The organism is Streptosporangium sp. NBC_01639 (assembly GCF_045209755.1).
Taxonomy (GTDB): domain Bacteria; phylum Actinomycetota; class Actinomycetes; order Streptosporangiales; family Streptosporangiaceae; genus Streptosporangium.
The window spans coordinates 7,050,475-7,064,154 of sequence record NZ_CP109272.1 but is presented as its reverse complement, the minus strand read 5'-3'; the positions used below and the strand labels follow the sequence as shown (position 1 = coordinate 7,064,154).

At 69.2% G+C, this 13,680-nt stretch carries 12 protein-coding genes; 6 read left to right on the top strand and 6 right to left on the bottom strand.

Annotated features, from left to right (window positions below; all coding sequences use genetic code 11):
• Window positions 1-549: 549 nt before the first annotated feature.
• Window positions 550-2,094 carry a GMC family oxidoreductase gene (locus OHA77_RS32185; RefSeq protein ID WP_406313084.1) on the bottom strand — a complete coding sequence of 515 codons (1,545 nt, stop codon included), beginning with the start codon at window positions 2,092-2,094 and terminating at the stop codon, window positions 550-552.
• 186 nt (window positions 2,095-2,280) lie between these two features.
• On the opposite strand from OHA77_RS32185, the gene OHA77_RS32180 reads away from it, so the two are divergent.
• Window positions 2,281-3,816 carry a long-chain fatty acid--CoA ligase gene (locus tag OHA77_RS32180; protein WP_326824448.1) on the top strand — a complete coding sequence of 512 codons (1,536 nt, stop codon included), beginning with the start codon at window positions 2,281-2,283 and terminating at the stop codon, window positions 3,814-3,816.
• A 62-nt stretch (window positions 3,817-3,878) separates the two neighbouring features.
• On the opposite strand, the gene OHA77_RS32175 is transcribed toward OHA77_RS32180, so the two are convergent.
• The 4 genes from OHA77_RS32175 to OHA77_RS32160 all read right to left on the bottom strand — a co-directional run bounded on the left by OHA77_RS32175 (window position 3,879) and on the right by OHA77_RS32160 (window position 9,170).
• The gene (locus tag OHA77_RS32175) at window positions 3,879-5,138 is read right to left on the bottom strand and encodes a cyclopropane-fatty-acyl-phospholipid synthase family protein (RefSeq protein ID WP_326824449.1); all 1,260 of its coding nucleotides are present in this window, start codon (window positions 5,136-5,138) and stop codon (window positions 3,879-3,881) included.
• A 12-nt stretch (window positions 5,139-5,150) separates the two neighbouring features.
• Window positions 5,151-6,500: an FAD-binding oxidoreductase gene (locus OHA77_RS32170; protein ID WP_406319909.1), complete on the bottom strand. Its 1,350-nt coding sequence runs from the start codon at window positions 6,498-6,500 to the stop codon at window positions 5,151-5,153.
• A 119-nt stretch (window positions 6,501-6,619) separates the two neighbouring features.
• Entirely contained in the window at window positions 6,620-7,600 is a 981-nt protein-coding gene (locus tag OHA77_RS32165) for an NAD(P)-dependent oxidoreductase (RefSeq protein ID WP_406313083.1), read from the bottom strand.
• 1 nt (window position 7,601) lies between these two features.
• Complete coding sequence (locus OHA77_RS32160; protein WP_406313082.1) at window positions 7,602-9,170, bottom strand: serine/threonine-protein kinase; 1,569 nt, start codon at window positions 9,168-9,170, stop codon at window positions 7,602-7,604.
• A 221-nt stretch (window positions 9,171-9,391) separates the two neighbouring features.
• Here OHA77_RS32160 and OHA77_RS32155 point away from each other — a divergent pair, with 221 nt between their 5' ends.
• The 5 genes from OHA77_RS32155 (at window position 9,392) to OHA77_RS32135 (ending at window position 13,174) form a co-directional block, all read left to right on the top strand.
• Complete coding sequence (locus tag OHA77_RS32155) at window positions 9,392-10,525, top strand: CaiB/BaiF CoA transferase family protein (protein WP_406313081.1); 1,134 nt, start codon at window positions 9,392-9,394, stop codon at window positions 10,523-10,525.
• Between the two features lie 100 nt (window positions 10,526-10,625).
• The gene (locus tag OHA77_RS32150) at window positions 10,626-11,471 is read left to right on the top strand and encodes an ABC transporter ATP-binding protein (RefSeq protein WP_406313080.1); all 846 of its coding nucleotides are present in this window, start codon (window positions 10,626-10,628) and stop codon (window positions 11,469-11,471) included.
• Entirely contained in the window at window positions 11,468-12,301 is an 834-nt protein-coding gene (locus tag OHA77_RS32145) for an ABC transporter permease (protein ID WP_406313079.1), read from the top strand. Before OHA77_RS32150 ends, OHA77_RS32145 begins: the two co-directional genes overlap by 4 nt.
• Window positions 12,302-12,323: 22 nt before the next feature.
• Window positions 12,324-12,560, top strand: coding sequence for a helix-turn-helix transcriptional regulator (locus OHA77_RS32140; protein WP_326824456.1), 237 nt, complete (start codon window positions 12,324-12,326; stop codon window positions 12,558-12,560).
• Window positions 12,560-13,174, top strand: a complete 615-nt coding sequence (locus OHA77_RS32135) for a hypothetical protein (protein WP_406313078.1) — start codon at window positions 12,560-12,562, stop codon at window positions 13,172-13,174. Before OHA77_RS32140 ends, OHA77_RS32135 begins: the two co-directional genes overlap by 1 nt.
• Here the strand turns inward: OHA77_RS32135 and OHA77_RS32130 are convergent.
• Window positions 13,144-13,611 carry a GyrI-like domain-containing protein gene (locus OHA77_RS32130; protein WP_406313077.1) on the bottom strand — a complete coding sequence of 156 codons (468 nt, stop codon included), beginning with the start codon at window positions 13,609-13,611 and terminating at the stop codon, window positions 13,144-13,146. The two genes, OHA77_RS32135 and OHA77_RS32130, sit on opposite strands and share 31 nt — an antisense overlap.
• Window positions 13,612-13,680: the final 69 nt, after the last annotated feature.

Sequence of the window (13,680 nt, the reverse complement as noted above, 5' to 3'; positions counted from 1 at the left end):
GGTGTCCTGCCCCTCGCCGAGGAGTGCACCCGACCGAGGAGTGACGGCCAAGCGTCCCTCTGCCGGAGCCTCTGATGCGGCGCCATGTGAGCAGCTCTTGACGACCCCGCCCGCACCGTGACGGTGATCGGCCCTGCACTGGTCGGAGAGGAACGCGTCAGCTACGGCGATCGGCTCTGAAGGGTCCTGTACGGATTGCTTCAGCGTCCGTGAGATCGCTGGGCGGTCGGAGAGTGAGCGGCTACGGTCCGCACGCCGTACGGCGGGGCCGTCTGGCGCGGAGGTGGGTGGGTGTTCCGGCCGGCTTATAAAAAAGCGCAACCGTCGCGCCCGCCAGGCCGGAGGCCTGAAACACCAGACGGCAACTGCGACGGCCGGCCGGAACACCCACCCACCGCAGCGCGAACGGCCACCCTGAGCTTCCCCAACACCGCAGCGCGCACGGCCACCCACCCTTCCGGAACACCCCACCGCGAACGGCCACCCACCCTTCCGGAACACCCCACCGCACGGCGACGACCAAGCAGCCCAAAACCCGAGAGCGGCCGTTCAGCGGGTGGAGGCGATGAGATCGGCGGCCCTTTCGGCGATCATCACGGTGGGAGCATGGGTGTGGCCCCGGTTGATGACCGGCATGATCGAGGCGTCGACGACCCGGAGGGCGTCGACGCCGCGGACCCTCAGCGCCGGATCCACCACCGCGTCCGCGTCCTCGCCCATCCGGCAGGTCCCCACCGGGTGGTAGAGGGTCTCGCTGCGCTCGCGAATCCAGCGGGCGAGCTCCTCGTCGCTCTCCGCACCCCAGTACGGATCCATCGGCGCCCCGGCGAACGGGCTGAGCGCTACGGTGGCGAACAGTTCCCTGGCCTTTCTCAGTCCGGCGACCTGCCGCCTGACATCGGCCGCCGCCGTCAGGTAACCGGGGTCGATCACCACGTCGCGGCCGGCGAGGAAGATGCGGCCACGGCTCTCGGGCCGGAGCAGGATCGAGGCGATGGTCAGTCCGTGACCGGGCGGCGGAGTGAGGCCGTGGTCGATGAAAGGCCCCGGAGCGAAGATCAACTCAATGTCAGGGGCGGGCTCGCCGGGAGAGGTGCGGACGAAGGCCACGGCCTCCCCGACGTTCGAGGTCAACATGCCGCTGCGGCCGACCAGAAATCGGAGCAGGTTTCCGGCCGACTCGGCGCCCGTGAGCGTGACCGGCCTGGGACAGTGCAGGATGATGCCCGAGGCCAGGTGGTCCTGAAGGTTTCTGCCGACCTGGGGCAGCTCGTGGACCGGCTCCACGCCCTCGGCACGCAGTTCGTCGGCCGCTCCGACGCCCGACAGCATCAACAGGTGCGGCGAGCCGATCGCCCCGGCCGACAGGATGACCTCCCTGCGCGCCCGAACCACTGTGCCGTCGCCGTAGCGTACGCCGATCGCACGCCCGTCCTCGATCAGCACCACGCTTACGTGCGAGGAGGTCAGCACGGTGAGGTTGGGCCGTTTCATGGCGGGCCGGAGGTAGGCGTCCGCGGAGCTCCAGCGGCGGCCCTGGTGCTGGGTGACAGGGGTCGGGGAACAGCCCTCGTTGGAGGGGCCGTTCAGCTCCTCCAACCGGGCGATTCCCAGTTCCTCGCACGCCCTGAGGAAGACCGCGGTGACCGGGTTCGGGGTGCGCAGCTCGGAGATGTGGATCGGGCCCGCGGTGCCGTACACGGCGGCGCGGTTGGAGCCGGCGCGGCGCTCGGCCCGCTGGAAGTAGGGGACGACCTCGTCGTAGGACCAGCCGGGCACGTCCCAGCCGTCGTAGTCGGCCCGGTGGCCGCGCACCCACATCTGGGCGTTCATCGAAGAGGAGCCGCCGAGCATCCGGCCACGTGGCCAGTAGAGCTCGCGGCCGGACAGTTCGGGCTGTTCGGCGGTGGTGAAGTTCCAGTCGCGGTCGGTCTTGAACAGTTTGGAGAAGCCGGCGGGCATCCTGACCTCCAGCCCGCCGTCGTGCCCTCCCGCCTCCAGGAGGACCACCGCCGTCGAAGGATCGGCTGAGAGCCGGTTGGCCAGCACGCATCCCGCCGAGCCCGCGCCCACGATCACATAGTCGTACTCCATATGGCCAACGACCCTTCGTCGTACGAACGCACCGACAGCCGGCCCACCCCCGTAAGCGAACTTTTATCTGATCTGCTTACTCCCCGCTGCTTTTCACGTCAATTCGTAACCTTAGTTACCTACCGGTAGGTATTTCGGGGCTGCGATTATGGGCGCGTCAGAGCTTGTCCGGAGGAGGACCCCACCATGCTCAACCTGTCGATCACGCTGGAGGACAGCGCCCGCGATCAGCCCGACCGCACCGCACTGGTCTTCGGCGATCTGCGGCTGTCTTACTCCCTGGTCAACACGGTCGCGAACCAGGTTGCCAACCTGCTGGTCTCCAGGGGCGTCGGCAAGGGCGACAAGGTCGCACTGGCCTGCCCGAACCTGCCCTACTTCCCCTTCGTGTACTACGGGATCCTCAAGGCCGGCGCCACGGTCGTACCGCTCAACGTGCTGCTGCAGCCCAGGGAGATCGCCTACCATCTGGCGGACTGCGAGGCCAAGGCGCTGTTCTGCTTCGAGGGCACCCCCGAACTGCCGCTGGGCGAGCGCGGGCGGGCGGGATTCGACCAGGCGGAGGCCACTGAGCACTTCTTCGTGCTGCCCGCCGCCGCGTTCGCCACCGAGTCCGAGCACGGCGAGACGCTGTGGGCGGCGCTGGACGGTGTGTCCGGCGAGTTCTCGACGGTGCAGACCGCACCGGACGACACCGCGGTGATCCTCTACACCAGCGGTACCACCGGCCAGCCCAAGGGCGCCGAGCTCAGTCATCTGAACATGCTGCTCAACGCCATGGTCTCGGATGAGATGTTCCCGCGTGGCGAGGACGGCGACGTCTTCCTGGCGGCGCTGCCGCTGTTCCACTCCTTCGGCCAGACCGTCGTCATGAACCTCGGCTTCCGCCGCGGGGCCACCGTCGTGCTCGTACCGCGCTTCGATCCGGGCCCCGCCCTGGAGTTGATGCGCACCGAGAACGTCACGTTCTTCGCGGGTGTGCCGACCATGTACTGGGCCATGCTGACGAAGATCCACGCCGATGGCGACGAGGTGCCCACCTCCCTCAGGGTCGCGTGTGCCGGCGGCGCCTCCTCACCGGTCGAGGTGCTCAGGGACTTCGAGGCCACCTTCGGCATCGGCATCCTTGAGGGCTACGGCCTGTCGGAGACCTCCCCGGTGGCCAGCTTCAACCAGCTGGGCAGGCCCACCAAACCCGGCACGATCGGCACCCCGCTCTGGGGAGTGGAGATGAAGCTGATCGACAGCGAGTGGAAGACGGTCGAGGGTCAGGGACCCGGCGAGATCGCGATCCGCGGGCACAACGTGATGAAGGGCTACTACAACCGCCCCGAGGCGACCGCCGAGGTCATGAACGACGGCTGGTTCCGGACCGGCGACATCGCCACCCGCGACGAGGACGGCTACTACGCCATCATCGACCGGGCCAAGGACATGATCATCCGTGGCGGTTTCAACGTTTACCCGCGCGAGTTGGAGGAAGTCCTGACAACCCACCCCGAGGTCTCCCTCGCCGCGGTGGTCGGGGTCTCCCACGAGTCACACGGTGAAGAGATCAAGGCCTACATCATCCGCACCCCCGGGGCGTCCGTCACCGAGGAGGAGCTGATTGGCTGGTGCAGGGAGAACATGGCGGCCTACAAGTATCCGCGGATCGTCGAGTTCCGCGACGCCCTGCCGATGACCGCCACCGGGAAGATCCTCAAGCGCGAGCTCAGGTAACCGTCCGGAACGCGGTACGGCCCGTGCCCACGAGGGGCCCGGGCCGTACCGCAGAACCTCGATCAGGGCCAGTCGAGGGAGGGGCGGAGCGGCATGTGCGCCGCGCCCCTGTCGTCGAGCTTCACACCGAGGACCTGGTGGAGCTGAATCTTGTTGCGTTCGAAGCCGACCACGCAGCCGGCCATGTAGAGCCGCCAGACTCTGGCCGTACCCTGACCGACCTCCTCGACCGCCTCGTCCCAGTGCTCGTCGAGGTTGGCGCACCAGTAACGGAGGGTCTGGGCGTAGTGCTCACGCAGATTCTCCTCGTGGCGGATCTCGAAACCGAGATCCTCCATCTGGCGGATCAGGTAACCGACCGACTCCAGCTCCCCGTCGGGGAAGACGTAGCGGTTGATGAAGCCGCCGGCGTTGATGGTCTTCTCGGTGCCGGTCGGCCGGGTGATGCAGTGGTTGAGGATCCGGCCGCCGGGGTTGAGCTTGTCGTAGAGGAACCGGAAGTAGAACGGCAGCTGTTCCTTACCGATGTGCTCGGTCAGGCCGATCGAGCTGACCGCGTCGAATCCGGTCTCCCGGACGTCCCGGTAGTCCATGTAACGGACCTCGGCCAGCTCGTTCAGCCCCGCGTCGGCGATGGCCTTCTGCGCCCACTCGGCCTGCTGGCGCGAGAGGGTGACCCCCAGCGCCTTCACACCGTACTCACGGGCCGCGTGGATGACCATGCCGCCCCAGCCGCAGCCCACGTCCAGCAGCCGCATCCCGGGCTTGAGGTCCAGTTTCCGGGCGACCAGGTCGAACTTGGCGTACTGCGCCTCCTCCAGCGAGGACTCCTCGCCGGGGAAGACCGCGCAGGTGTAGGCCATGGACGGGCCCAGCACCCACTCGTAGAACGCGTTGGAGACGTCGTAGTGGTGGTGGATCGCCTCGGCGTCGCGCTGCTTGGCGTGCCTGCTGCCCATCTTGGCCAGCATGCTGCGCCGCATCTCCTGGGGAGGCAGCGGCACCCGCATCAGCAGGGGCTTGACGCCGAGGGCACGGATGGCCGCCAGCTTCTCGCTCGCCGGGATGTCGTTGATGGTCAGCGACCACATCCGCGACAGCAGCTCGTACATGTCGCCCTGGACGTCGAGATGGCCGGAGACGTACGCCCGCGCGAGACCCAGTTCTCCGGGAGCCTGCGCCAAGTAGGCGACCGCGGCCGGGGACTTCACCTCAACGCTGATGTCCGCGTCTTCCGGACCGACCATGCTTCCGTCATAGGCGGTGAAACGGATGTCCGCTTCATTTCCTATGACCTTCTCGAAGATCTCTGCCAGCTTCACAGAAACAACCTCCTAACGCCCCCGTACACATTTGTCGTAGAGGTCGAGCAACCGGCCACCCGCGTCGTATGCCCGTTTGACCGACCAGTAGGCAATACCGTTATAAAACCGCCAGAAATCATCACGGGTGTAGAACGATGTCGAGTAGAGCGACTTGTGCCCGTCCAACTCGTGGACCTTGTTCTCGATGAGACGGTTGTAGTAGCCGTCGAACTGGCCCCGGGGCAGGGGAACCGTGCCCCAGAAACCGAAGTTAACGTACAGCCGTCCGGGCTCCAGCGGGTAGAGCGGCCACTCGCCGGTGGACTTCAGCGGGCACATCCACACCGGCTCCATGCCGACCTTGTCGTGGAAGAACTCCAGGAACTCCGCGCCGCGCTCCACGGGCACCTCGATGTCCTGGATGACCGACTCCTGGATCGGTTGCCCCCGCCACCGGTCCACTCGGGCGATCACCCCGTACTTGCGGTCCAGGCCGACGAGCTTGCGATAGACGTCCGAGCGCATCCACTTGCGCGGCATCAGGGAGCGCACCAGCGCACTCTGCACGCCGAACGCGCGCGAGCACCAGAACCAGTCGGTGTCCCAGCGCCACAGGTAGTCGCGGATGCTCAGCCAGTCGCGCGTCCTGGTCTGGATCGACCGGTAGTAGATGCGCATGCCGGTGTAGTCGGAGAGATAGGGAGCGCGCTCGGCGAACCGGCCGACGGTCACATAGAGCTCGCCGGGGCCGAAGAACGTGCCGTCCACGAAGTCGATCGGCTCACCGTCGTGCTCGCCGCTCTCGCAGATCTCCTTCATCGCGATCATGCACTTGTCGGCGTCGGTGAACGGGATGTGGGTGAGCCGGACGTACGGCTGCACGGGCTTGAGCTTGATCCGGATCCGGAGCGCGTAGCCGAGCGTGCCGTAGGAGTTGGGAAAAGCGCGGAACAGGTCGCGGTGCTCGTTGTCGTCGCGCGCCACGACGATCCGGCCGTCGCCGGTGAGGATCTCCAGCTCCTCCACGGACTCGTGCGGAAGTCCGTCACGGAAGCTGGTGGACTCGATGCCCAGCCCGGTCACCGCGCCGCCCAGCGTGATCGTCTTCAGCTGCGGCACGACGTACGGCATGAGCCCGTGCGGGAGCGTGGCGTCCACCAGATGCTCGTAGGTGGTCATGCCCTGAACCTCGGCGGTCATGGTCACCGGATCCACCTCGATGACCTGATCCAGGTCCCGGGCCGACAGCTTCGCTCCGGAAGCTCCGTCCCGGAAGCGGAACAGGTTGGTGGTGGCCTTGGCCAACCGGGGCACCGCGCCCTCGGGGATCGCGGCGTAGGACTCTCTGATCTGCTCCACGGCGCGCCGATGCGCCGACATCTGTGTCATCTGTTGCACAGGACCTCACCCCCAGAGCCCTCATAGTAAAGATCGCCCCTAGCACGTTATATCTCGGGTCTCTCCGGGGCCAGGTGGGACACGTTAAACGCGCGAAAACTCTACACGGGCCCCGTTCGAAGGCGACGGCGGGCCACCGGTTCCACTCCGTTGAGCACGCCGGCCACCGGCCTGCCCTCCACCGCCGCCGTCAGATTGTCCAGGACGCGGCGGATCAGACGGCCGGTGGACTGCGGGGTCACCCCGGCCACATGTGGTGACAGCAGCACCCGGGGGCTGTCGCGAAGCGGGTCGCCGGGCGGGAGCGGCTCGGTCGCGAACACGTCCAGTGCGGCGCCGCCCAGGTGCCCGGACCCCAGGGCGGCCAGCAGCGCGGTCTGCTCCACCACCTCCCCGCGGGCGGCGTTGACCAGCAGCGACCCCGCGGGCATCCGGGAGGGGTCGACCAGCCCCCGGGTCTCCTCCGACAGGGCGATCACCACCACGAGCACGTCGGAGCCGGCGACGAGCTCGGCCGGCTCACGGTAGGTGTAGGGCACCTCCCGGGGCCGCCTCGTCCAGTAGGAGACCTCGCAGCCGTGCCCGTGGAACATCCGGGCGCACGCCTCGCCGATCGGGCCGAGGCCGACGATGCCCACGCGTGAGCCGTACAGCTCCCTGGGCCCGAGGTCGAGCTGCGGCCAGCCGCCCGCGCGGACCGCGGCGTCGGCATCGAGCAGCCGCCGCGACAGCGCGAGCGCCGCCGTGAAGCACCACTCGGCCACCGCGACCGTGTTCACCCCGGCGGTGTTGGCGAGCGGCACTCCCGCGGCGGCCAGTGCGCCGAGATCGTGTCCGTCCACGCCCACCGAGGGCTGCTGCACGAACGCCAGGCGCGGAGCGACTCGGACGGCGTCGGCGTCCAGCGCGAGCCCGCCGCTCCAGTCGCCGAGCACGATCTCCGCCTCCGGCAGGGCGGCGAGCAGGGACGCGCGGTCCCGGCCGGCCGGGACGGACACGCTGACCCGATCGCCCAGCGGGCCGAGCAGGTTGCGCAGCGCCTTCTCGGGCAGCGGCGGTAACGCCAGCACCCTCCAGCTCATGTCACTCGCCGCCGCGCGGGTGGAAGCTCTTGAACGCCAGGTTCATCTGACCCAGCTGGCTCTTCCACTCGCTGTCGGTGGTGGTCCAGCTCAGCACCATGACCGTGTCGCCGACCCCGATGAACCGGCGCGTCTCGTGGTAGGTCACTCCGGGACGGGCCCACGGCGCGCCGCCGCCGTCCTTCATCGTCCAGGTGAACTCCCAGTCGAGTCCGGTGCCGTAGGGCAGGGGGACCCGCGCGGTGTCGTCGGAGGCGATCTCGCTCCACTGCTCCGCGTCGGCCTTGACGGTCTCCTGGAACGCGTTCAGGTCGTCGTACGGGCCGGGAAGCACCTCCACCGACAGGTGCGCGTTACCGTCGCGGCGCAGCCACTGGGTGTAGCCCGTCTCGGGGGCCCAGTCCCCCTTCCAGCCGGCCGGATACCGGATGGACCAGTTCTCCGGGGCCTTGGCCTGCCACGGCTTCCACTGCGGTGCGGACTCGGCCGGACGCTGGGATCTCGACGGACGGGGCGAAGGGGAGCGGCTCGGCGGTTCCGTCTCGGCGACCGAGGCCGCGGCGGTGGAGGTGTCCGAGGCGGGAGCGGCCTGCGCGGTGTCCGGCGTGTCGGGCTGTGTCATCGCCACGGCCGCCGCCGCGCCCCCGCCGGCCAGGACCACCACCGCGGCCACGATCAGCGGGATCCGGCCGCGGCTGCCGTCCCGGCGCCGCCGGGTGGGCATCGCCGAGGTGGGCGTCTCCTGCCTGCGGTGCCGCTCGGTACGGCGCGGCGCCTCCGTGGGAGCACCGCCCGCCTCCGCGAGGAGCCTGTCGGCCTGATCGGGACTCAGCCGGTGGGCGGGATCGCGCTGGAGCATGCCCGTGAGCACCTCCCGCATCGCGGGAGGCACCCGGCTGAAGTCGGGCTCCTCGGTGAGGAGGGCGCCGAGGGTGGCGATGGCGGTGGTGCGCTCGAAGGGGCCGTGGCCCAGCAGCGCCGCGTAGAGGGTGGCGCCGAGCGACCACAGATCGGACCAGGGACCGGCTTCGGTGCCCGTGGCGCGTTCGGGCGGCAGGAAGCTGGGCGAGCCCGTCACCATGCCGGTCTGGGTCAGCGAGGCATCGCCCTCCACGGTCGCGATGCCGAAGTCGGTCAGCACGGCCCGGCCGTCGGGGGTGACGAGGATGTTGCTGGGTTTGACGTCGCGGTGCAGGATCCCCGCCTCGTGCGCCGCCCGGAGCGCCGAAAGCACCTGACGGCCGATGTCGGCGGCCTGACCGACCTGCAGGGGGCCGAACTCGTCCAGTCCTCGGGCCCTGACCAGCTCCATGACGATCCAGGGGCGGCCGTCCTGCTCGGCGACGTCGTAGACCGCCACGATGCCCCGGTGGTTGAGCCGGGCCGCGGTCCGGGCCTCACGAGAGGTGCGGGCCAACTGACGCGCGTGCTCCTCCGGGTGGAGGTTCGGCGGGAGCAACACCTCTTTGACGGCGACGGGGCGGTCGAGGAGCGTGTCGTATCCCTCCCACACCACGCCCATGCCGCCCCGGCCGAGCTCCCTCAGCAGTCGGTACCGCCCAGCGACCACCCGTTCACTTTGCGGATATGTCATCGAGCAACCCCTCGGTCCCATTCGGCTAAGGCGCAAGTTTCCCATACACCCACGCGCCACGCGGCCGCATGCCGGATGTCTTGCCACCGAAAGCCGAATGTTGTTCTACTTGCCCCGTGGGGAGGTCGCATGACACCGAGCGATCGTCTGTCGAAGCCGCCCCGGACCGTGTCGAGACCGCACCCGAGGAGATGGCGATGGAGCGCGTGACCAGGAAGGGCCCACTGGCCGGAGTACGCGTGCTCGAACTGGCCGGCCTGGCCCCCGGGCCGTTCGCCGGGATGATGCTGGCCGACCACGGCGCGGAGGTGCTGAGGGTGGAGCGCACCGCCGCCGTCACCGCCGCCGGAGACCGGCCGCGCGCCGACGTGATGGACCGGGGCAAGCGGACGATCGGCCTCGACCTGAAGTCGCCCGAGGGCGTGTCGGCGTTCAAGAAGCTGGCCGGGAACGCCGACGCGGTCATCGAGGTCTACCGGCCGGGCGTGGCCGAGCGGCTCGGCATCGGCCCCGCCGACCTGCACGCGGTCAACCCGCGGCTGATCTACGGACGGATGACCGGCTGGGGCCAGGAGGGCCCGCTGGCGCCGACCGCCGGGCACGACATCGACTACATCGCGGTCTCCGGCATCCTGTCGATGCTGGGCCGCGAGGGCGACAGGCCCACTCCGCCGATCAACATCCTCGGCGACTTCGCGGGCGGCGGCTTGATGCTGGCGTACGGCGTGCTGCTGGCGCTCATCGAGCGGGAGCGGACCGGCGAGGGCCGGGTGGTCGACGCGGCCATGGTCGACGGGGCGGCGACCCTGTTCGCGATGTTCTACCAGGGCGTCCAGAGCGGTTTCTGGGGGCCTCGCGGGACCAACCTGCTCGACACCGGCGCGCCCATGTACGACACCTACGAGACCGCCGACGGCCGCTTCCTCGCGGTCGGGGCGCTGGAACCGCAGTTCTGGGCGGAGATGGTCACGCTGATGGGGCTGGCGGACCTGCCCGACCGGAACGACAGATCCCAGTGGCCCGCCCTGCGCGAGCGGCTGGCCGAGGCGTTCCGGTCCAGGACCCGCACCGAGTGGGAGGCGGTGTTCGACGGTTCGGACGCGTGCGTCTCCCCCGTGCTGGAGATGACCGAGGCCGCCGACCACCCGCACAACAAGGCGCGCGGCACCTTCGTCGAGGTCGGCGGCGTCCGGCAGCCCGCCCCCGCGCCACGCCTGCTCGGCACCGCCGAGCAGGACCTCTCCCCCGCGACCCGGCTGGCGGACCTGTCCTCCTGGGGGCTGCCTGAGGAGGTCGCCGCCGGGCTGCGCGCGGCGGGGGTGCTCGCGTGACCTGATCCTCGCAGCTCAAGGGCGGTACACCTGGCACAGGTGTACCGCCATTTGTCATAGATGTTGTTATGAATGTAGTAGATGTACTACATTCATACACATGAGTACTGCGGTGAGTGTTCGCGGACTGCGGATGACATACGGCGCGGCCGAAGTGTTACGAGGGGTCGACCTTGAGATCGAGCAGGGCGAGATCTTCACACTGCTGGGGCCCAACGGAGCGGGCAAGACCACCACGATCGAGATCCTGGAGGGTTTCCGGAACAGGACGGCGGGCGAGGTGAGCGTGCTGGGGACGGACCCCGCGGACGGCACCGACGTCTGGCGGGCCAGGCTCGGCATCGTGCTGCAGAGCTGGCGCGACCACCCCCGCTGGAGCGCCAGGGATCTCCTTGCCCATCTCGGCGAGTTCTACGACGACCCTCGCGATCCGGACGAGCTGCTGTCCGCACTCGGCCTGACCGCGCAGGCCGGGCAGCGGGTGAGCCGCCTGTCGGGCGGCCAGCGCCGCCGGCTGGACGTCGCACTGGGCATCGTGGGCCGCCCCGAACTGCTGTTCCTCGACGAACCCACCACCGGGTTCGACCCGGAGGCGCGCCGGGAGTTCCACCTGCTGATCGAGAAGCTGGCCGCCGACGAGGGCATCACGGTGCTGCTGACCACCCATGACCTCGTCGAGGCCGAGAAGCTGGCGCACCGGACCGCGATCCTGGTCGGCGGGGAGATCGCCGTGTGCGGGACCCCGGCCGAGCTGGCGGAGGCCGTACAGGCCCAGTCGCACGTCCGCTGGCTGGAGGACGGCCGGGAGCGGGTCGTGACCACCTCGGATCCGTCCCAGACGGCGTGGGAGCTGCACCGTAGGTTCGACGGTCCGGTGCCCGGCCTGGAGATCCGGCGCCCGTCGCTGGAGGAGAACTACCTGAGCCTCATCGGGAGGGCCGCATGAACGTCAAGGCACTGCGCATCGGGGTACGGCGAGGCTGGAGAGAGCAGCTGCACCTGATCAAGGACCGCAAGGAGCTGATCACCAACCTGGTCGGCACGGTGGGGGTCTTCGCCCTGCTGATCCTCTGGATCGGCGACGGCCCGGTGAAGGGGACCGGCGTCTCGCAGGGCACCTTCATAACGATCGGCTTCCTGGCCTTCACCGTCTTCTCCAACGGCCTGATGACGCTCCCGATGGCGATCGCCGCCGACCGTGAGGAGGGCACGCTCCTGCGGCTGCGGACCATTCCCGGCGGGATCCCGGCCTATCTCACCGGGCGGGCGGTGACCATCCTGTGCCAGATCGCCCTGCAGAGCGTGCTGATCCTGGGCACCGGCGTCGCCATGGGCGGGGTGACGCCGCCCCGCGACTGGCTCACCCTGGCGTGGGTGCTGCTGCTGGGCACGGTCGCCGTGGTACCGCTGGGAGCGGCGATCGGCTGCCTGGTTCCCGGGCCGAAGGCCGCGGCGGGGCTGCTGGGACTGCCGATGATGGTCCTGATGGTCACCTCGGGGGTCATGGTCCCCATCACGTTCATGCCCGAGGCCGTCCAGTGGATCTCCCAGGCGTTCCCGCTCTACTGGCAGGGGCTCGGCCTGCGGGCCGCGTTCATGCCCGACACCATGCTCGCCGCCGAGATCGGCCGGAGCTGGCGCCTGCCCTGGGTGGCCGTCGTGCTCGCGGCCTGGACGGTCGTCGGGATGCTGGCGGCGCCGGGACTGATCCGCCGGGTCACCCGCCGCGAGTCCGGCTCCAGGCTCGCCGAGCGGCAGCTCGTCGCCCAGGGCTAGTGAGTGCTGGGAGACTGCAGGGATGTCCGCGGAAGATGTGTACAACCGGATCTCGGTGCTGAGAGCCGAGCGCGGTGTCTCACGCAAGGATCTGGCGGCCGCGCTGGGGGTCCACTACCAGACGATCGGCTACCTGGAACGCGGCGAGTACAGCCCGAGCCTGTTCCTCGCCCTGCGCATCGCCGAGTACTTTGAGGTTCCGTTGGAGGTCGTTTTCTCGTTGCGGCCGTTCCCCCGGCTGGGCAGTGAGGTGAAGTGATGGGTGAGCTGAACCCCGAACGGCTGGAGACCCGCTATCGCGACTGGCCTCCGCGCTCCTGGTACGCCACCCGCAGGAGCCGCCGGATCCTGGTCGGAGCCGGCGCCTGCTCCGCCGGGCTGATCTGGGTCAGCGCGATCGTGTGCTGGTATCTGGCGCCGAGCGACCTCGCCATGTGGACCACCTTCGCCCTGGGAGGGTCCGCCCTGGCGATCTACATCGTGGTCTACTCGGCGCTGGTCGGAGCCACCCGCGGCGTGGTCGGCCTCGCCGAGCACTACCTGGACGAACGCCAGTCCCTCGAGCGTCAGAAGGTCCAGGCCGACGCCCGGCGGGGGACGACGGTGATCCTCGTGGTGCTCGGGGCGGTGTTGACATTCGCCGTGTCCGGGTCCGAGATGACCATCCGGATCCCGAGCGCGGCGATCGTCATGCTCACGTACGCCCTGGTCACGACGCATCTCATCCTGCCGTCGCTCCTGATGGGCTGGCGGATGCCCGACCCTCCGCCGGACGACGAAGACGACCGGGACGACGAGGGACAGGACCGGAGCGGCGAGGCCACCGGCCGGACCGGGAACGGTCAGCCCATCGACCCGAACACCGCCACGTAGAGGTCCACGCCCGCCGGGTGGTGGATCTCCACGTCGGTGGTGAAGGCACGGGGCGGGGTGCCGCCGGACTCGGTGTGCTTCCACACCCGCTGCCACGCCTCCTGGAGCGCTCCAGGCATCGGCCCACGGGCCTCCAGCTTCAGCGCCTGGCTCCTGGGCACCCGGACCGCGACCATGCCCTCGGGCAGCGCGGCGGCGGTCCGGACGGCCACCCCGACGATCTGGGTGTAGGCGCCGTGATGGTCGCTCTCGTAGTCGGTCAGCACGGCGTAGATGTTCTCGTCCACCCGTCCGGGGACATGGGCGAAGGCGCCGGGCACCCCCGCGCGCGCCCACAGCGCGCCGAGCCGTCCCCTGCCGGGCTCCGTCTCATCGGCGTTGGAGGTCCGTACGGCATGGCCGACGACAATCATCTCGGGCCGATCAACGACGATCACAGCGCCTCCTCATGGCCACCCATTGAATTCAAGCAAATGGGATCTTAGCCTCCGTTTCGACTGGTAGAT